This window comes from Orbaceae bacterium BiB, from assembly GCA_036251205.1.
GTDB lineage: Bacteria > Pseudomonadota > Gammaproteobacteria > Enterobacterales > Orbaceae > Orbus > Orbus mooreae.
This window is the reverse complement of sequence record CP133958.1, coordinates 2,087,838-2,105,268: the sequence shown is the minus strand read 5'-3', so window position 1 is coordinate 2,105,268 and position 17,431 is coordinate 2,087,838. Positions and strand designations below refer to the sequence as shown.

General features: G+C 35.3%; 20 protein-coding genes. 19 read left to right on the top strand and 1 reads right to left on the bottom strand.

Annotated features, from left to right (window positions below; translation table 11 throughout):
• Positions 1 to 86: 86 nt before the first annotated feature.
• The 15 genes from RHO11_09870 (at position 87) to RHO11_09800 (ending at position 10,973) form a co-directional block, all read left to right on the top strand.
• Positions 87 to 650, top strand: coding sequence for a hypothetical protein (locus tag RHO11_09870; protein ID WVD60794.1), 564 nt, complete (start codon positions 87 to 89; stop codon positions 648 to 650).
• 34 nt (positions 651 to 684) lie between these two features.
• On the top strand, positions 685 to 1,095 hold the full coding sequence (locus RHO11_09865; protein ID WVD60793.1) for a hypothetical protein: 411 nt from the start codon (positions 685 to 687) through the stop codon (positions 1,093 to 1,095).
• 914 nt (positions 1,096 to 2,009) lie between these two features.
• Positions 2,010 to 2,219, top strand: a complete 210-nt coding sequence (locus tag RHO11_09860) for a hypothetical protein (protein ID WVD60792.1) — start codon at positions 2,010 to 2,012, stop codon at positions 2,217 to 2,219.
• Between the two features lie 2 nt (positions 2,220 to 2,221).
• The gene (locus RHO11_09855) at positions 2,222 to 2,629 is read left to right on the top strand and encodes a hypothetical protein (protein ID WVD60791.1); all 408 of its coding nucleotides are present in this window, start codon (positions 2,222 to 2,224) and stop codon (positions 2,627 to 2,629) included.
• A 118-nt stretch (positions 2,630 to 2,747) separates the two neighbouring features.
• Positions 2,748 to 3,509, top strand: coding sequence for an antA/AntB antirepressor family protein (locus tag RHO11_09850; protein ID WVD60790.1), 762 nt, complete (start codon positions 2,748 to 2,750; stop codon positions 3,507 to 3,509).
• Entirely contained in the window at positions 3,509 to 4,528 is a 1,020-nt protein-coding gene (locus tag RHO11_09845) for a hypothetical protein (GenBank protein WVD60789.1), read from the top strand. The genes RHO11_09850 and RHO11_09845 overlap by 1 nt, the downstream gene beginning before the upstream one ends.
• On the top strand, positions 4,521 to 4,754 hold the full coding sequence (locus RHO11_09840; GenBank protein ID WVD60788.1) for a hypothetical protein: 234 nt from the start codon (positions 4,521 to 4,523) through the stop codon (positions 4,752 to 4,754). Before RHO11_09845 ends, RHO11_09840 begins: the two co-directional genes overlap by 8 nt.
• On the top strand, positions 4,747 to 4,959 hold the full coding sequence (locus RHO11_09835; protein ID WVD60787.1) for a hypothetical protein: 213 nt from the start codon (positions 4,747 to 4,749) through the stop codon (positions 4,957 to 4,959). Before RHO11_09840 ends, RHO11_09835 begins: the two co-directional genes overlap by 8 nt.
• Positions 4,959 to 5,153, top strand: coding sequence for a hypothetical protein (locus tag RHO11_09830; protein WVD60786.1), 195 nt, complete (start codon positions 4,959 to 4,961; stop codon positions 5,151 to 5,153). Before RHO11_09835 ends, RHO11_09830 begins: the two co-directional genes overlap by 1 nt.
• Before the next feature lie 11 nt (positions 5,154 to 5,164).
• Positions 5,165 to 5,533 carry a hypothetical protein gene (locus RHO11_09825; GenBank protein WVD60785.1) on the top strand — a complete coding sequence of 123 codons (369 nt, stop codon included), beginning with the start codon at positions 5,165 to 5,167 and terminating at the stop codon, positions 5,531 to 5,533.
• Positions 5,523 to 7,931: a primase-helicase zinc-binding domain-containing protein gene (locus tag RHO11_09820; protein WVD60784.1), complete on the top strand. Its 2,409-nt coding sequence runs from the start codon at positions 5,523 to 5,525 to the stop codon at positions 7,929 to 7,931. The genes RHO11_09825 and RHO11_09820 overlap by 11 nt, the downstream gene beginning before the upstream one ends.
• Before the next feature lies 1 nt (position 7,932).
• Positions 7,933 to 8,286 (top strand): hypothetical protein, encoded by a 354-nt coding sequence (locus RHO11_09815; GenBank protein WVD60783.1) that lies wholly within the window; start codon positions 7,933 to 7,935, stop codon positions 8,284 to 8,286.
• Between the two features lie 50 nt (positions 8,287 to 8,336).
• Positions 8,337 to 8,525 (top strand): hypothetical protein, encoded by a 189-nt coding sequence (locus RHO11_09810; GenBank protein WVD60782.1) that lies wholly within the window; start codon positions 8,337 to 8,339, stop codon positions 8,523 to 8,525.
• A 26-nt stretch (positions 8,526 to 8,551) separates the two neighbouring features.
• Positions 8,552 to 10,117 carry a hypothetical protein gene (locus RHO11_09805; protein ID WVD60781.1) on the top strand — a complete coding sequence of 522 codons (1,566 nt, stop codon included), beginning with the start codon at positions 8,552 to 8,554 and terminating at the stop codon, positions 10,115 to 10,117.
• Between the two features lie 10 nt (positions 10,118 to 10,127).
• Positions 10,128 to 10,973, top strand: coding sequence for a hypothetical protein (locus RHO11_09800; GenBank protein ID WVD60780.1), 846 nt, complete (start codon positions 10,128 to 10,130; stop codon positions 10,971 to 10,973).
• A gap of 80 nt (positions 10,974 to 11,053) precedes the next feature.
• On the opposite strand, the gene RHO11_09795 is transcribed toward RHO11_09800, so the two are convergent.
• Positions 11,054 to 11,878 carry a dihydrodipicolinate synthase family protein gene (locus tag RHO11_09795; protein WVD60779.1) on the bottom strand — a complete coding sequence of 275 codons (825 nt, stop codon included), beginning with the start codon at positions 11,876 to 11,878 and terminating at the stop codon, positions 11,054 to 11,056.
• 1,013 nt (positions 11,879 to 12,891) lie between these two features.
• Here RHO11_09795 and RHO11_09790 point away from each other — a divergent pair.
• The 4 genes from RHO11_09790 to dhaL all read left to right on the top strand — a co-directional run bounded on the left by RHO11_09790 (position 12,892) and on the right by dhaL (position 17,120).
• Positions 12,892 to 14,463, top strand: coding sequence for a carboxylesterase family protein (locus RHO11_09790; protein WVD60778.1), 1,572 nt, complete (start codon positions 12,892 to 12,894; stop codon positions 14,461 to 14,463).
• A 350-nt stretch (positions 14,464 to 14,813) separates the two neighbouring features.
• Positions 14,814 to 15,236 carry a YgiW/YdeI family stress tolerance OB fold protein gene (locus RHO11_09785; GenBank protein WVD60777.1) on the top strand — a complete coding sequence of 141 codons (423 nt, stop codon included), beginning with the start codon at positions 14,814 to 14,816 and terminating at the stop codon, positions 15,234 to 15,236.
• A 254-nt stretch (positions 15,237 to 15,490) separates the two neighbouring features.
• The gene (locus tag RHO11_09780) at positions 15,491 to 16,492 is read left to right on the top strand and encodes a dihydroxyacetone kinase subunit DhaK (protein WVD60776.1); all 1,002 of its coding nucleotides are present in this window, start codon (positions 15,491 to 15,493) and stop codon (positions 16,490 to 16,492) included.
• A 1-nt stretch (position 16,493) separates the two neighbouring features.
• A complete protein-coding gene (gene dhaL, locus RHO11_09775) occupies positions 16,494 to 17,120 on the top strand; it encodes a dihydroxyacetone kinase subunit DhaL (protein ID WVD60775.1) in 627 nt (208 codons plus the stop codon).
• Positions 17,121 to 17,431: the final 311 nt, after the last annotated feature.

Below are 17,431 nucleotides of genomic sequence, written 5' to 3'. Positions count from 1 at the left end.
CAACCAACTTACACCAATGGCGGAAGTTAAAATTAATTGTATATAGTGTTAAAATAATCAAATGATTTCGTATTGGAAAAATAATAATGGTTAGAGCTAACACGCGAAACTATACAAGTGAAGTATCACGGATTAATACAAAGCACCTTAAAACGCTTGTTAAAAGTCCGTTACAGTACATAATAACCAGTGGCAATAAAAAGCTAACGGTACAAGTAAAAGACTACGCAATCACTTATACGCTACCTAATGGCAGAATCATACAAAGCAGGATAGACGATACAGCCGTATCTTATGGATCGCGTTACTGGTTTATTTGCCCACATTGCCAAACTAGGCGCGCAACCCTTTATTTTACTAATCAGCAAATTGCTTGCCGTCAATGCTTCAATCTTCATTACCCTAGTCAAAGTGAAAACAAAATGGATAGGCTAAGACGCAAAGTAATTAATAAACGCGATAGGCTATTTAAAAGTAATGATTATGAATATAACAACCTTTTCAATAATTCTTACTATTTCCCTAAGCCTAAAGGAATGAGCCATAAACGTTACGAAATAGAACACAATAAACTAGCTAATGTTGAAGATGCGTACTGGGGCGTTGCGCGTGTGTACGTTGATAAAATATGCGGTAAGGTTACAAGTTAATTATTGGACACGTTAGGATAATCTTGGGGAATTGATGATGAAAAATATTATTAGTATGTTATCTTTATTTGTTATAGTTTTTTCAGTTAAAGCAGATGATAACTGGTTGGTTAAGTTTACTAAAAAAAATAATTTTACGTACAATGAATTTATACAAATAATTGATGAAAATAATAAAGATTTATATCAACGTTTATTCGCCGCTGGATACTATTCTGGAGTTATTAATGGCTCCAGAACTTTGAACGCTGTGGCTAATTTCGAAGGAATTCCAACACTTTATTGTATTCCTGATGAACAAAGGATAGGATTTGAAAGTTATGTTAACTTTATGAAACTTTATTATAGCACTTTGAATAGTGAGCAACAAAAAATTGTAAATGATTTACCCATAGAAATAGTACATTTAAGGACATTAAAAGATAACTTTCCTTGTAAGAAATAATATAAGTTATAATTTAATTATTAGACATTCTGACAGTTTACATCTCTTAAATTTGTAAACTATAATATTTCAATTATCTAGTACTTAAATGATTATCAATTATACTACGGTATCTTTTCAAAAATATTAATCGCCACTTATGTGGCTTTTTTTATGCCTAAATTAAAACAGCCTAATACAACATGTTGTTGAATATTGTTGTTAATTACTACCATATGTAGTATTTACTAAACTAAATTGATTAAAAAACAAGCAAACAGTTTTATTAGTGAAAATAATTAAAAATATTTAATTTATAAAAATTAAAATCACAGTAAAAAGCTATTTAATCAAGCGTTTATTGACAATAAAAAAAGTGTTAATTTTTAATTAAATTAATCAATGACTTAATGCTGGTTAAATTTACCATACGGTAAATACTTCCTAGAACGCACCATACTGATGTTAACCTAACTTAATGGGAAAAGTATATCTTAACTTCACTTTATGCGCTTAAATCGCTTGTTTTGAGGCTTAAATTTTATTTTTAGTTATAACTTGCTATTACCTTTTTTAATAAATGTGTATAATGAAGTTAATTCGTCATTGTGTATATAAATACAGTTACCCGTATATTAAATCAGTGGTTGAATCGAAGCTAATAAGAAGTGTTTTTATTGGTTGGATATGGGAAGTTAGTTACAGGCGACCAAACTTGATAAATAACTCCCCAAAGGCAAAAGATATTAGATAGCAAATAGTAGAATTTACTAAATGGTAAAAAATAACTTTCGTGGTATTAATATAATATCTACTTAAGGTAGTCAAGTATATACTACAAATTAATTTGTAACAGGTTAACATTTAGTCACTTCTATTTTTTATAGTTTGTTATTTAATTTCTTTAATTATTTAATTTTAAAGGACTTAAATTAATGAATACAAATATAAACTCAAATTTAGATATAATCCCACAACAAGAACTATTAAACCTATTAGGCTATAAAAGCCCCGAATCACTAAGAACCCTATTAAAGCGCGACGAAACAGCACCAAAACCATTTAAACCATCAGGGCGTAAAGTATTTTTTGTGCGCTCAGAAGTTGAAAGCTGGTTAGAATCAAAAAAAGCGTCAAGGGGGTAAGCATGAAAAACAACCCTCTATATCGCCAAATAGTCGAGGGCTATACTTGGAATAACTACATTTCATATGATAGCCCAATCCCTCAAAAAAGTGTAGCGAAAAAGTACCGCGCTTATTTATTAATTGCTTGCTCAGGTATTTACGGCATAACAGAAAATGAGATATTGCGAACCTGTTCACTATCAAGCGGCAGAAATTACGCAACAGATATAGAACGCGAGTTAAAAATAACCCTACACCGCTACAAGGATAGTAATCCCGACGGTATAGGCTCACATTTTAGATATGCGCTTACCAGTAAGGAAGATACTGAAAAAGTGTTACACCTAATCAATAAAAACAACCCTAAGTTATTAACCGACAACCAATTAGCCGACATACTGGAGCTATACCCCTTAAAAGTCGCCTAATTAAACCATAACAAAGCATAACGCGTTATCAATGCCATAAGGTAAATAATGCGATTGAAGTCTCTTATTGCCTAAATTTAGCGATATGAGCGATTAATAAATAAATTGAGGTTACAAAATGAATAGTTTTAACAGCGTAGTACCAGTTACAGAATCAACAATTAACGGCAAATTACAACAAACGGTTAGCGCGAAACAATTACACGCTTGTTTAAATGTGGGTAATGATTTTTCTACATGGATAAAAGAGCGCATTAATAAATATGGCTTTATTAAAGATGATGATTATTTAGTTTTTGATTCCTCAAAAAACAGGAATCAAAGTACAAAAATTGAACAGTTAAATAAATGGGAAACATCAAGAGGCGGAGACCGTCGAAGTATTGATTATCATCTAACTTTAAACATGGCTAAAGAACTCGCTATGATTGAAAATAATGAGCATGTGCGCGCAATTAGAAAATACTTTATTAGATGCGAGGAACAACTAAAACAAGTAGCTCCTGCTATCCAAAAGAAAGAAATCAAACGATTAAAGGCACGGCTTGAAACTATAAATTATAGTGGCCCTATGTGTGACGCATTAGCAGAACAACGGAAAGCACTAGGTAAAAGCGCAAACAGTCACGTATTTACTAATGAATTCGATATGATTAACCGCATTGTATTAGGTATGCCGTCGAGCAAATACAAAGAGGCGCATAATCTTACTGGCAACATTCGCGACAATCTAACCGAATTTCAATTAAACCATATCGCACACCTTGAGAATGCCAATACCACATTAATCAATATTGGATATGACTATCATCAAAGAAAAGCCGAGTTAATAAAGCTATCTCATGCTTATTTGATCCGTCATGCGGAACAGGTGGCGTAATGATGACGATAACCGCACCATTTACCACACTAAAAGCCAGTAGTATAAAAGGCTCAAGCGTGGTTATTTCCACACCAGTTACCGCACATGATAACGGTAAGGTAACGGTAAGGATTAAGTTAATAAGCCGTTACTCAAATTTGAGTAAAACCTCTAACGGTGGGAGACCAAGTAAGGAATACCACATTTCTATTGATATGGCTAAAGAGCTTTTAAAATTGGTATCCAGTCAGGTATCCACCGAAAACGTACACTTTGCGTTAGTTGCCAAAAAAGAGGTTGCCACTTTAGTTGCCACTGAAAAGAACGTTTATAACCACGCTTACCAAGAAAGGAAAATCTTATCTTTGGCAAGCAATAAAGATTTTCTTGGGGTCACAACGCGAGCGCGAGAGATTGAAAACCTTTACCAAAGTAGTAAATCATTTACCAAAACAGTAAAGGTTAAGCGCGAATTAATGGACACGTTAGGAACACCTAATAAAATAATTTTGCGACTCCATAAAAAAGGGAATTATTTAGCTGAATTGGCTAACTTTTCGCGACAGGCATTTTTAACCCAAGCCGAGAAATTAGTGTTTTCTTTTGCGACGTGTTTATCAATTTGTTCAAGTAAATCATCTTCAAAGCGGATCATCTTCATAGTGCTGTTTGATCGGTTAAATGATTTTTTTTCTTTTTTCTCTTGCATAGGTAAATACCGTTGTGATAAATTAGTTTTAAAAGGTAAATACCATTATATAGATAATTACCTTAAAAAAGCAATCCCCCGAAGTGTACCACCACTATCGAGGGATTTAACCCAACCATTATACGAGGTAATGATTATGGCTGATCGCTATGATAGCGCACCCCTACGCGCTGAACAATCAAAATTATTCACGTTCTACAACGTTTTAACATCTCAATTAGTCCGAACTATCGCGACAACCGACCAACAAGCTAGGCAAAACCTAAGCAATAGTAAACTTGCGTTTATTTCTCGAAAACCTTTAGCAATGGGGGTTAATCATGGTTAATAAAAACGATAACTTAATATGTGATATTGAAGCTAAATTATATCAAATAGGAAGCATGGCAAGGATAGCCCTTGAAAATCATAACTATAAAAATTCAGGCTATAGCGAACCGTTTATTGATAGCGTTGATATGGGTAATTTAATGTGGGCTATTGCTGACTTAGCCAGTGAAGCAATCAGCAAGCTAAATAATATCGAAGTAAAAGAGGACGTGAATCATGCCTAACATTTCAATGAGTACAGTAAACCTAATCAATAATAAATTAAATCAGGCAGAGGCTATCACTTTATTAATACAAGGCAATTCAACGAGTGAATCACCATTAATAGAGAGCCATATAGATAACGCACTAATGGCGGTTGCGGATTTAATCGAGTGTAGCAATGAAGCGTTAAACGATGACATTGCCAGCGCAAGGGGTAAAAAATAATGAGCCGATTAACAGCAGAGCAACAAGACGAAATTATAGAAAAGTTATCAAAGGCGGAAGCGATTTTAGAATGCCTATCTATTGCCTTAGACCCTCGAGCCGTTGTCAAAATTACGGATAAAACAATACAAAATATTGTTTGGGAATTAGACGACCTAGCACATGGCGCGAATGAAATAGCCATAAATAAGTAAGGAGTTAGCTAATGACTAAGCAAGAAATGATAGAAATATTACGAGCACGAACAGCTAGAGCTATCCTTAATCATTGCGTGGATAAGTTTGGCTCAACAGCTTACTACAAAGACGGTAGACCGTTATTTTTAACCCGTGATGAATTAAATAAATTCTTAATTGTTGATATTGAGGACGTGGCAAAGGAGGAGAATCAACCCGAACACGCAGAACTTATTATTATCAATTTTTACTCTGATATGTTAGATGATGAATCAACGGGCGAAACGGTAAAGCTTAGGGCGGTGGGTTTATCGACTATGGGCATTGAATTTATGGATGATTATTTTAATGAGTTTATCGAGGCGCTAATTAAAAGCGAGGCAAACAATGACATTTAACGAGATTGTAAGCCAGTCAATCGGTAAGTGGGATAGTATTTATCAATCATTGAATATTGACGTATTCCCGAAAGATAAGCATAAGCCTTGCCCTGCTTGCGGTGGGCGCGACCGTTTCAGATATGACGATAAAAACGGTAAAGGTGATTATATTTGTAACCAGTGTGGAACAGGCGACGGAATCAATTTAATTGAGCGCGTTTATCACTGTACGGCAAGTGAAGCGATTAATAAGGTTGCTGATAGCTTAAATTTAAATGTGACTTTAAATCACAATAAAACTACCGAAAAAACGGCAGTTAATAACATGCGCGATAATCCCGTATGTAAAAAAGTGGAGTATCTATTATCACAATCTAATTTAGGTCAACCGGAGTACCTTACCAAGAAAGGGATTACCTTTAGCTTGCCCTTGCTAGACGGTGGAAAAATTATAGTCCCTCTTCTGAATCTTCATAATGAATACACAGGGGCGCAATTCATCGATACTAACGGCAACAAGCAGTTAATGAAAGGCACGAATAAAAAAGGCGCATTTATCGCGATAGCCAGTAACTCACTTGTACCAGTCGAGGGTATAAGTCTACAACTGAAAAGCGAGAACGGGGTTATTATTTGCGAGGGACTGGCGACAGGTTTAACCTTGCGAGAGTTTAATCAGGATAAATTGATTATTATCGCACTGGACGCAGGAAACCTTATTCATGTAGCTAAAGCAATCCGTGAAGTTAATCCAACTGCTAAAATCATCATAGGCGCAGATAATGACATAGGGAATAGTGTTAATACTGGCGTAGAGAAAGCAATTAAAGCCCTTGAATGTGTGGGCGGTTATTTAGCCGCACCCAATACGGATTATAAAGCGGATTGGAACGACTACGCAGCGCATCACGGCATTATAGAAACAAGTAAGGCGTTTACTCAGGTAATGCGAGAAATAGGCTTAAAATCACAACCAGAGCCAAGTAGACGCGAAGAAGTAAGACTACAAAGTAATACCCCTGCAAATAAGCGCGCGGATATTCTCGTTAATTCATATCATGGAAACCTTGCCTATAATCGAGGCATTAAAGAGGCATATTTCTTCACTGGTAAGCAGTGGCGACGTTTAGGGGAATTTGAATTACTGGATAATTTAATTTCAATCTACGAAGATAACAACATTGATTATAGTATTGATAATGTAGAGCGCGTTACAAGACTCGCACTATTAAAATCACCTATTATCAAAGAGCAAAAACAAGGCTATATCTATTTTGATAATGGGGCTTACTGCGTTAATGATATGACTTTCGCGCCTCACAATAAACTAAACTATAACACCAGTACCAACGGTATTACTTATCATAAAAGCCAAACTAACGACAGCTTAGAGACTGGCGCACCCCTATTTTATAAATTCTTATCTAATGCGACTAACCAAGATAAAAGTAAATTAATGGGCGCATTGGCAATACTCTATATTATTTTAGCTAATCGGCATGAATGGCATTATTTTATAGAGCTTACAGGGTCAGGCGGTACAGGGAAAAGCACGTTTTCAGAAATTGCGCGCTTGCTTGTTGGTGAGGTCAATACGGCTGATTGTGATATTAAAGAGCTGGAGCGAAAGACATCAACTAGAACGGCTTTAATTGATAAAACGCTGTTAATCTTATCCGACCAATCACAGTATCAGGGAGAGGGCGACCTACTCAAAAAACTATCATCAGGCGATAATATAGACGTAGACCCCAAATATAAGCAAGCCCATTCATTTAAACCTAAAGCGGTGATATTAGCTGTTAATAATTCCCCTATGGTTTTCAAAGGTAGCGATAGCGGAATAGATAGGCGACATATTAGGCTAGTATTTAATAACGTTATACCGTCAAACGAGCGAGACCCGAATTTACTGGACAAGATAAGCGCAGAACTGCCGTTCATTATTAATTATTTATTGAATACCTTTAGCGACGACAAGGAAACAATTAAACAACTGGAGCAATTAAAATCATCAGATGAAGCCGAAGAAATCAAGCGGAATAATAGCCCTATTTATGATTTTTGTTGCTACCTCATTCCACTAGATACCCCAGACGGTTTAGGCATAGGGCAAAAGACGGAAAACTGGCACAAGTACGACCCTAAAAAATACTTATATCATGGCTACCGTGCTTATTATGGCGCGAATGTGGGCGGTGAGCCTAGAATCAGCATACCAACGTTTAAAAATCAGTTTAAAGAAATTATTAAAATGAGGGGGATAAAATACCTTGAAAGGTTATTAAATGGCGCAATAAAAACCAATCTAATTTATAGCGAGGAAGCGGAGGCGACCGACTGGCTAAATGAAAAAGAGTTTTACATAGTAAAAGCATCAGAGCATAAACAACCAACAAAAAGAGGAAATAAATAAAATGGCTAGAGCAACAAAATTAATTACTATCAACACCGAATCAGGGCGCGACAATGGCAAAGTATTTCTAGTGACAGAGCCTAACGCGTTTATTGGTGAAAAGCTATTCAATCAAGCCTTTTCATTATGTGGCGAGGACGTAACACCTCAATCGTTAATGATGAAAACAACCACTAAAGAGGGGCGCGAATTATGGGAATCATTACTGTATTTAGTGAAATATGTGCCTAATCCTAACGATATTAGTACCGCCAGAAAGATAGACCAAACAGGCGACGATATAGAGGATATTAGTACCGTTATCCGTTTGCGTGGTGAGGCGTTAAGTATGATAGTAAATTTTACCGAAGAATAAAGCCGTTAAACTTGCCCTATCAACCGAGCAAGTACAATTTTAAGGGATATGTGAATATTGGCTCTTATTGTGGCGCGCTAATCTCAACCGGTAAGGCGACATTAAAAGAGTTACAAGAATACTACTCATTAACGGATTTATTCATTATGGCAGAGGTTTTACAGGTTGATAACTACAATCAAGGCGTTATTAATAGAAAAAATAGCGGTCATCATTCGATAAACTTAGGGACGATTTAATCGTCTCTTTTTACAAGGTGGAAAGTATGAGCAGTCAAACGATTGACGAAATGAAGTTAGAGTTAAAAGCTGAGGGCGTATCGCAGTTTATAAAATCGCTCGAGGAATCACAAACAGCATTAAAAGGCGTATCTGAAAACATCAACAAAGTATTAAAAGATGCTGGCGTATTAGATAAAAAAATAGGTAAAACGGAAAAGATACGCGCCGATAAAACCAAGAAGATAAGCGACAAAGAGATTAAGCAAAAAAAGGACGCGTTAAAGGAAAATAAAGCTAATTTTAACGAACTAACCCGAATATTTAAAATTATGGGGGCAATTAGTGGCTTATCCTTTGGTATGAAAGGAATTAAAGACGGCGCGAATAAATCGGCTAATGATGTTACGTCACTCGCTAACCAAGCAAGAACAAGCACGGCAAGCGCGAAAGATATCGAGGCAGTACATCAGGCGTTAAAACTAGGCAATCAAAACGCAGGAACGCTTGACGGATTAGTCAATAAATTAAGCCTTAATCAGTCAGGCTATAAAACTAATGGCGCGTTAGATCCCGATATATTAAACATGATTACAAACCTTAACGCCCGATCAGGTAGTAATAAACAGGTTGATTATTTAGATACAGCACCATTAAAAACATTACGGGATATATCAGAAGTATTAAACGGCATTAAGGACGACTTTAAAAGGAAACAAGTAGCCTTTTATATGGGGTTAAATGATGCTGAGTACTCTGCCCTATCAGATAATAACTTTAATTCTAACTTAAACACTGGCGAAAAACAGGCGATTAGCACACTGGCACAAGTCGAACGCAGCCGAAAAAATAAAATAGAACTAGAAACGAGCGAAAAAGAGTTAGATAACGCGATTAATCTCGCAGGGGAGAAATGGACAGGGGCAAGCGTTAAACTTAATAAAATCTATACCAATTTAGCAACCAATAGCGCAATACTCGCCCCTATGGTTGAGGATGCGTTAGACCTTGTTAACGTGTTGGTGACGGGCGTCAGTAAAGGCGTTGATTTACTCTTTGGCAAGGACGGACTGTACACCACGCAGAAAAAGGCAGGTTTAGATTATTTAAATAATGTTGAGGAAAAACAAGATAAAGCAGAGGGACAGAAAGGCGAAGTATTAAAACGGTTAGATGATAATATTGAATCTATCGATCGAGAAAATGGCGTTATTAAGTTTAAAAATAATGAAGGCAGCTTTAATGGTGGGATTCTTGACTGGCTCAAATACTCCCCTTACATTTTCGATCATTTAAATTCACTATTGGAAACCGATAGCGATACAGGGATAAAAAATAAAACAAGTGGGCTGATTGGCGTAGATAGTAACAAACTTTCAAATTATAACGAGTTATCAGCACCGAATCCCTTACAAAGCGCAATAAATAACACGGCTAACAATAGCAATTCAGTAGTAAACAACTACGAGATTTTAGTCAATAGTGACGCGTCTACCTTTGGCGCATTAATGGCGGATATTGAGAGTTTAAAATCAAGTGTTGATATGCAGAGGTCATCATTTAATAAAATCAATGCGTCTAATGTATTTCCTCACCTAAGTAACGTTTCATAAGGGGCAAGTAATGGATTATCAAAACCAACAGTTAGACTTTACGATCACCCTAGCCAATGAAGAACAATCATTTAGTAACGGTAGCCGTAAAGTAACTTATTTTTCACCACGTAGCACGGCAATTATAACCGCTATCAACGGCACGAATAGCGGTAAAGCATCATTTAGAATATGGGGATTAACTCGCGAAACTATAGCAACTATTACCAATATGGGGATATGGCGAACAGGTGATAAATTAAACAAAATAGAGGTTAAGGCTAACGGTGCGACAGTTTATCAGGGCGTAATAGCTAATTGCGTGGCAGATTTTAATCAAGCCCCCGATATATCTGTTAGTATTGATTGTTACGCTAGTGCGTTTTTAATGATAGAGGTCGCTAAACCTTTTTCATTTAATGGCGAAGTAAAAGCAAGCCAAGCGATAGAATCAATCATAAAGCCTTTTGGTATGACACTAATTAATAATGGCGTGACATCTTCATTAAGCAACCCTTATATTAGCGGTAGCCCATACAATCAAATAATGGAGATTGCGAATAGTGTAGGTTGTCTTGTTATTTTTGAGTATGACACCATAACGCTACATGATAAGGACTACAAGCCTGGTGATCCTGTTATTACTATCTCACCCGAAACGGGATTAATCGGCTATCCAATGTACTTTAGTTATTATCTGACAATTAAAACGTACTTCAACCCAAGCTACAAAGTAGGTAAGCCTGTGAATTTAATTACTAGCCTACCATTAGCAACAGGAAAGTACATAATCGGGGGTATTGAGCATAATCTATCATGTAATCTGATAGGTGGATTGTATGAAAGTAATTTACTATTGTATAAAGTATTTAACTAACCGAAGCCCTTAAGTGGGCTTTTTTATTTCAATATAAACATTTTTTTACGATAAAATATTAATGAGAAATTTAATATACATTAGTTAAAGTCGACTCCAATAGGAGAACGACATATACCCATATCAATATTAGTTTTACTACTTATTATTTTTTTCATAGAAGGCAAATTATAAATATCACATAATTCTTGTATTTTTTCAGTTGTTTCAGTATTAGCTTTTCCAGCTAATAAATTGTTGAAATAATTTTTTGTTTCTATTGGGTAAATATTCCCAATGATTGAGGATAAACGGTTAAATCCTAACTTAATTTTTCTCTCAAGATTTGACTCCCCCCCAGCATATATATAAATACTCTTATTTAGTTTAGATAATAAATTAGGTATTTTATTTTCATCTCCAGCTTCTTTTATTCCAATAATATTGCTTAATAAAAAAAGTCTTTTACAAGTGGATATTTCTAAATCAAAGCCTGTTCTTTTAGGATTATTATATAAGATAATATTTTTTGAGGTTAAATCATCAATACTTTCAACGTAATATTGAGATTCTTTCTGTGTAGGAATTATATATGGAGGGAAACCAACCATTAAAGAAGATATTTTTGTTTTAGTCTCAATTACTTTTGCTAAATGTTGTGCTTCCTTTAGCCTAATACTAGATACGCCAAAAATAATTTCAAAATCAGCGCGTATGCGAACATCTTTTTCTATGGCTTCTATAATTTGTTTTTTTTCTTCAAAAGTTAAACTATGTTGCTCTCCTGTTGAGCCGGATACTAATACTGATTTTATACCTATATTTTGTAAACTAATAATGTAGTCTAGTGTAGATTGTATGTTCAACTTTTCATCTATCGTAAAAGCAGTAGGAATAGCAATATGATAATTTTGCTGTAATCGCATGAAGCACCTTTTATAACGAATATCATTTGATAGTGCGATTCTATTCTTATTTTTACATAAAGGATAGCAAACACTACGATCAGAATAACAATTCAAAAGTTCAAAATTACTAAATTATTCAAATAATAAATAAATTAAGGGGATACTTGCATAAATTAAGGGGACACAAGGGGGGTACAAGTGGATACCTGAAACTCTTGTAACCATTGATAATAAAGGCTTGACAGTAATTCAGTGGACTAAGTGGACACTTTTTCAAAAACTTTTTAGGGGGGGGTATGAAAAATTTTCCCAAGCAAGAATCATGCCAACTTTTAATTATTAGTAAAAATAATTTATTGCTTAACAAAATAAAATAATTCCTCTTTGGTGAGGTGATGATAATTTTTGGAGTAGTACGATTGTGCGAGGGTGATTATTTATACAGGGGTAGGCAAATAGCTATATAGTTATGATCATAGTACCGCCGCTATACCTCTTTTCATACGACCGCAAGTTAGAAAACTTTTTTTCAACTTCCGCCAATGGTGTAAGTTATTGATGTGAAAATATTTAATGTTTTAAAATATAGCAATAATCCGATCCCTAAAATTAATATTTAACACCGCTAAACTGTGGAATTTAAAAAAGTATAAATAATGAACAATTTAGGGGGTTACTTTTCATAATGGGGGTATAAATAGGGGTACAATAAACATCCGTGAAAAACTAAACCCTTTATTAAAAAGGATTTAAACCACCACGTTAGATCTCCCTTGGCACCAATTCACCATCCACAACAATTGTCTATCTTTATTAAAACAATTATAAACCAAGTGATAATCCGATATTATTCAAAACTCTGCTTAATTAAAGACCATTTACATACAAAAAATAACGCATTATAATTAACCACGCTAAGCCTTACAAATACAGCATTTTTCTTTCATATATCATATTTTTTTAAATGAAATTTTTTAGTAGAAATATTAGAAAATAAAATTAATAGCACTCTTATTAATAGGATTTAAAATATGAAAATATCAAAACTTGTTTTCACTGCCGCCATCTCATTATTAACAATAAATTTAGCCTCTGCTAATATTGGCAACACAGTTAATACTAAAAATGGCAAAATTGAAGGGTATTTATCAGCAGATAAACAATTATCTATTTTTAAAGGCATTCCATTCGCGGAACCTCCTGTAGATGAATTACGTTGGCAAAAACCCCAAGAAATAAAAAAATGGCATAATGTTAAAGAGACTAAAACGTTTAGTGCCGGATGTATGCAAACCGTAATTGATGGTGATAAATTACCGTGGAGTAAAGAGTTTTTACACCAAGGTCCAATTAGTGAAGACTGCTTATATTTGAATGTTTGGAGCCCCGCTAATCATAAAAATGATAAACTCCCAGTGATGATTTGGATCTATGGTGGAGGCTTTATCGAAGGCTCTGCCAATGTACCGCTGTACGATGGTGCTAATCTTGCAAGTAACGGCGTGGTTTTTGTAACCTTTAACTATCGAGTTGGTGCATTTGGTTTCTTTGAACATCCAGAATTAACCAAAGAACAAGGAACGTCTGGAAATTATGGTCTATATGATCAGCTAGCTGCCATTAAATGGGTGAAACAAAATATCGCTGAATTTGGCGGAGATCCTAATAATATCACAATCATGGGACAGTCTGCTGGAGCAAACTCGATCACTGCATTAATCGCATCACCTTTGTCTAAAGGATTATTCCAAAAAGCCATCATTGAAAGTGGCCCAGGAACCACTATTTCTGATTATGGTATCAGACCTTTACAAAAAGCAGCAACACCACTTAAAGACGCCGAAAAGCTAGTGTTGAACTGGAGTCAAAACAATGGCTATTCCTCATTAGAGGCATTAAGAGCAGCACCAGCTGATGAATTAATGAATAAGTTTAATAAAAAACCGCCAGTAAAAGGTTATGTCATCGATGGTGTGTTCTTGCCAGAATCAATCCCAGCTATATATGCAAAAGGCGAACAAAATGAAGTTCCTGTTATTGCGGGAATGAATCGAGATGAGCGTGGTAGCGAGAAAGATTACGGTAAAATGACGCTGAAAGAGTACCAATCTTATGCGGAAAAGTATTACCCGTATAATAAACAACAATTTTTATTAACTTATCCAGCCCAAAATAATCAAGAAGCAGGAGAGCAACAAAAACAGATTCTTCGAGATGAACGCCTGTTTAATTTGTATTGGCTTGCTAATGCTAGAATGAGTAAAAATAATGCAAAAAATTATCTTTACTATTTTGATAGAGCCATCCCATGGCCTGAGCACCCTGAATATGGCGCTTTCCATTCTAGCGAGTTTGTTTATGTATTACAAAATCAAGACAAATTAGCACGAAATTGGACACCTTTAGATCAAAAAATATCATCGGTAATCGGACAGTATTGGGTCAATTTTGCTAAAACAGGTAATCCGAATGGCGGTGATCTTCCAGACTGGAAACCAATTAATGAATCCAATGGTGAGGTTATGGTTTTTGGAAATGAAATCGAAATGAAAAAAGTATTATCTAATAAAAAATCAGTGATTATCGCTGAAAAAGTAAATTAATTTATTGTCTGTTCATCCGCCTACTATTCTTGTAACTCACAAGAATAGTAGGCGGATTATTCATGATAAAATACATTAAAAGAAAAACTACTAAAATAAAAATTATACTTTATCCGACATATAAACAATCAAAGCTAATACCATTAAACCAAGTGTTATCCAGCGCCGAGTTGTCATAATTCCATCCTATTGGTCTTAGTGATTGCAAAAATTTTATTTACCATAACGCATCTATGAGCAAACGTGAATCTTTATTTAAAAGAAAATAAATAAAATTAATATTCTCTTAATATTTATTTGATTAAATAGTTAACATCAAACGAGATACATGTTTAACTAACAAGGGGTACATGATGAAAAAATTAATTCCACTAGTATTAATTACTACTTTAGGTCTTTCTGGTGTTGCAATCGCTAAACCGATGCCACAAGGTGGGTTCCACGATAATACAGGCTCTCCTCGCACAGAAATGAATATGGGAGGCTTTCAAGGCGGATTAGTCGCAGCAACAACCGTTGAGCAGGCAAAAAAATTATCTGACGATTCATGGGTTGTGCTTCGCGGTAATATTGTTAAACAAGTTGGTAAAAAAGACTATATCTTTAAAGACAGCACTGGTGAGATTCAAGTTGAAATTGGTCCAAAAGACTGGAGAGGTCAATCAATTACTCCTGATGATTTAATTGAAATTGCAGGTGAAGTTGATAAAGATTGGAACTCAATTGAAATTGACGTTAAAAGTGTAAAATTAATTCCCGCTGACAGTAAATAACTACTCAGTTAATTCTTAAAAAACTGCTTTATAGCGGTTTTTTAATGTCTAGACTCTACTTCTTTTATCCCGTTAATGAGCAAATAATAGGACACTATTTGTAACTAATTTCCATCGTCCGTCACCGCTGATTTATCTACAATAGAACTCACAGAATCTAGTTCATTGTTCACCGTTAATCACATCGCTAGGTTAATAATAATAGCTACAGTCACTATTGCGAATTGCGATATTAAGCTTGAAAAGGAGACGTCATGCGAAAACCCAAAAAATTACTTAATGATCCCAATAATGTTCGTCGTGAAGTCATGGGCGGCTTACTTTATGCCTATAATGGTAAATTAGAAGCGCTTGAGGATTACTGTGCAGTCTATCGAACAAACATTAACGAACAAGTTATTATCGTCAGTGGTGGTGGTAGCGGTCATGAACCGACCTTTGCTGGTTTCATTGGGGATGGTGGTATTGATGCCTGCGCATTAGGTGAAGTATTTACCTCGCCCTCACCCGATCAAATCATTGAAGTCACTAAGTTAGTTCATAAAAATAAAGGTGTGCTATTTTTATATGGTAATTATTCTGGTGATGGTATGAATTTTGATATCGCGGCAGAAATTCTGGCTGAAGAAGGCATTGTAAGTAAAACACTGAGAGGCACCGATGATATTGCCTCTGCACCACTCGAAAGAATCGCTGATCGTCGAGGTGTCGCAGGGATTATGTTTCTCTATAAAATTGCAGGTGCAGCCGCACAGTTCAAAAACTATGATCTTGATTCGCTATATAGCGTAGTTAAAAAAGCGAATCAAAATACACGAACAATTGGTGTTGCACTTGATGGCTGTGCGTTACCTCAATCAAGTAATTTTAATTTTGAGCTTGCTGATGACGAAATAGAAATCGGTATTGGTATTCATGGTGAAGCAGGATTACGCCGACAAAAAATAGACTCAATGGATAAAACCGTTACAGAAATGGTAGATCGCTTATGTGCAGATCTCCCTTTTCAACAAGGGGATAAAATTTGTGTCTCTATTAATAATCTTGGCTCACTCAGTAATACTGAACTCTTAATTGCGACTAAAAAAGTCGGGGAAGAGTTACAAAAACGCGATATTACTATACACCATTTAGTCACAGGGCATTTTTGTACCTCTCTTGAAATGTCTGGTTTTTCTATCAGTTTTTTGAAACTTGATCCTGAGCTACAAGCTCTATATGACTTACCGTGTAAAACCTTAGGTTGGAGAAAATAAGATGAACTTAGCACAAACCCAAGCAATGATAATCTTCACCGCACAAAAAATGGTTGAAAGTGAGCCCACACTAACTTCGCTCGATCAAGTTATTGGCGATGGGGACCATGGAATAGGAATGAAACGAGGCTTTGCTACAGTTCTTAAACAATTACAAGATCCTACGTTTCATGCTAAAGATATTGGTGATTTATTTAATCAAATAGGAACTAAATTGATGACCTCGATGGGCGGTGCCTCGGGCGCTATTTTTGGTACGCTCTTTCGTGCTGGCGGAAAAAGTATTGCTGGAGCTCAAACATTATCTAGCCAAGCATTATCTGAATTTTTGAATAATGGTTGGCAAGCTGTCCATCAAAGAGGAAATGCAAAACCCGGTGATAAAACGATGGTCGATGCCCTTGCTGCGGCCAGTCAAACGGCTCAACAGCAAATTAATCAACCTCTCCCATTAGCATTAAAAGAAATTGCAAAATCAGCAATGGCTGGCGCAGAACAGACCAAAAATATGGTCGCCGTATTCGGCCGTGCTAAAAACTTAGGTGAACGCGCGATTGGTCATGTTGATCCTGGGGCGGTATCAATGGCCTATATATTGCAATATATGAGTGAATACATCTCTCAATAATCTCGACACTAATAATCATAGCCGCCAAATGACGGTTATGATTATTATAGATAATATTAAAAATATCGAGTATCTCTTTCCGTTATTTTCTTGATGAAAGGTGTTATTTTAGTGTAAAAAGTATTTAACCTTAATTAGGATAAAATAATTTATAGCCATTTACTAATGTTTATCCTATATATAAAAAATAAATAAATCAATATATTATATTAATAATATAGTAATTAAGTAAGTGCACACTTACACTAAGAGATGATATTAGCCCGATCAAGGAGTATTATTACTCCTTATGATGTTTGCTACTCTTACTC

Excerpts from the sequence above, each read along its gene's own strand:
- RHO11_09830 (WVD60786.1), top strand. The coding sequence starts at position 4,959 with ATGAGCCGATTAACAGCAGAGCAACAAGACGAAATTATAGAAAAGTTA.
- RHO11_09850 (WVD60790.1), top strand. The coding sequence starts at position 2,748 with ATGAATAGTTTTAACAGCGTAGTACCAGTTACAGAATCAACAATTAAC.
- RHO11_09780 (WVD60776.1), top strand. The coding sequence starts at position 15,491 with ATGCGAAAACCCAAAAAATTACTTAATGATCCCAATAATGTTCGTCGT.
- RHO11_09860 (WVD60792.1), top strand. The coding sequence starts at position 2,010 with ATGAATACAAATATAAACTCAAATTTAGATATAATCCCACAACAAGAA.
- RHO11_09870 (WVD60794.1), top strand. The coding sequence starts at position 87 with ATGGTTAGAGCTAACACGCGAAACTATACAAGTGAAGTATCACGGATT.
- RHO11_09840 (WVD60788.1), top strand. The coding sequence starts at position 4,521 with ATGGTTAATAAAAACGATAACTTAATATGTGATATTGAAGCTAAATTA.
- RHO11_09795 (WVD60779.1), bottom strand. The coding sequence starts at position 11,878 with ATGCGATTACAGCAAAATTATCATATTGCTATTCCTACTGCTTTTACG.
- RHO11_09820 (WVD60784.1), top strand. The coding sequence starts at position 5,523 with ATGACATTTAACGAGATTGTAAGCCAGTCAATCGGTAAGTGGGATAGT.
- dhaL (WVD60775.1), top strand. The coding sequence starts at position 16,494 with ATGAACTTAGCACAAACCCAAGCAATGATAATCTTCACCGCACAAAAA.
- RHO11_09865 (WVD60793.1), top strand. The coding sequence starts at position 685 with ATGATGAAAAATATTATTAGTATGTTATCTTTATTTGTTATAGTTTTT.
- RHO11_09790 (WVD60778.1), top strand. The coding sequence starts at position 12,892 with ATGAAAATATCAAAACTTGTTTTCACTGCCGCCATCTCATTATTAACA.
- RHO11_09815 (WVD60783.1), top strand. The coding sequence starts at position 7,933 with ATGGCTAGAGCAACAAAATTAATTACTATCAACACCGAATCAGGGCGC.
- RHO11_09785 (WVD60777.1), top strand. The coding sequence starts at position 14,814 with ATGATGAAAAAATTAATTCCACTAGTATTAATTACTACTTTAGGTCTT.
- RHO11_09835 (WVD60787.1), top strand. The coding sequence starts at position 4,747 with ATGCCTAACATTTCAATGAGTACAGTAAACCTAATCAATAATAAATTA.
- RHO11_09845 (WVD60789.1), top strand. The coding sequence starts at position 3,509 with ATGATGACGATAACCGCACCATTTACCACACTAAAAGCCAGTAGTATA.
- RHO11_09855 (WVD60791.1), top strand. The coding sequence starts at position 2,222 with ATGAAAAACAACCCTCTATATCGCCAAATAGTCGAGGGCTATACTTGG.
- RHO11_09825 (WVD60785.1), top strand. The coding sequence starts at position 5,165 with ATGACTAAGCAAGAAATGATAGAAATATTACGAGCACGAACAGCTAGA.
- RHO11_09800 (WVD60780.1), top strand. The coding sequence starts at position 10,128 with ATGGATTATCAAAACCAACAGTTAGACTTTACGATCACCCTAGCCAAT.
- RHO11_09805 (WVD60781.1), top strand. The coding sequence starts at position 8,552 with ATGAGCAGTCAAACGATTGACGAAATGAAGTTAGAGTTAAAAGCTGAG.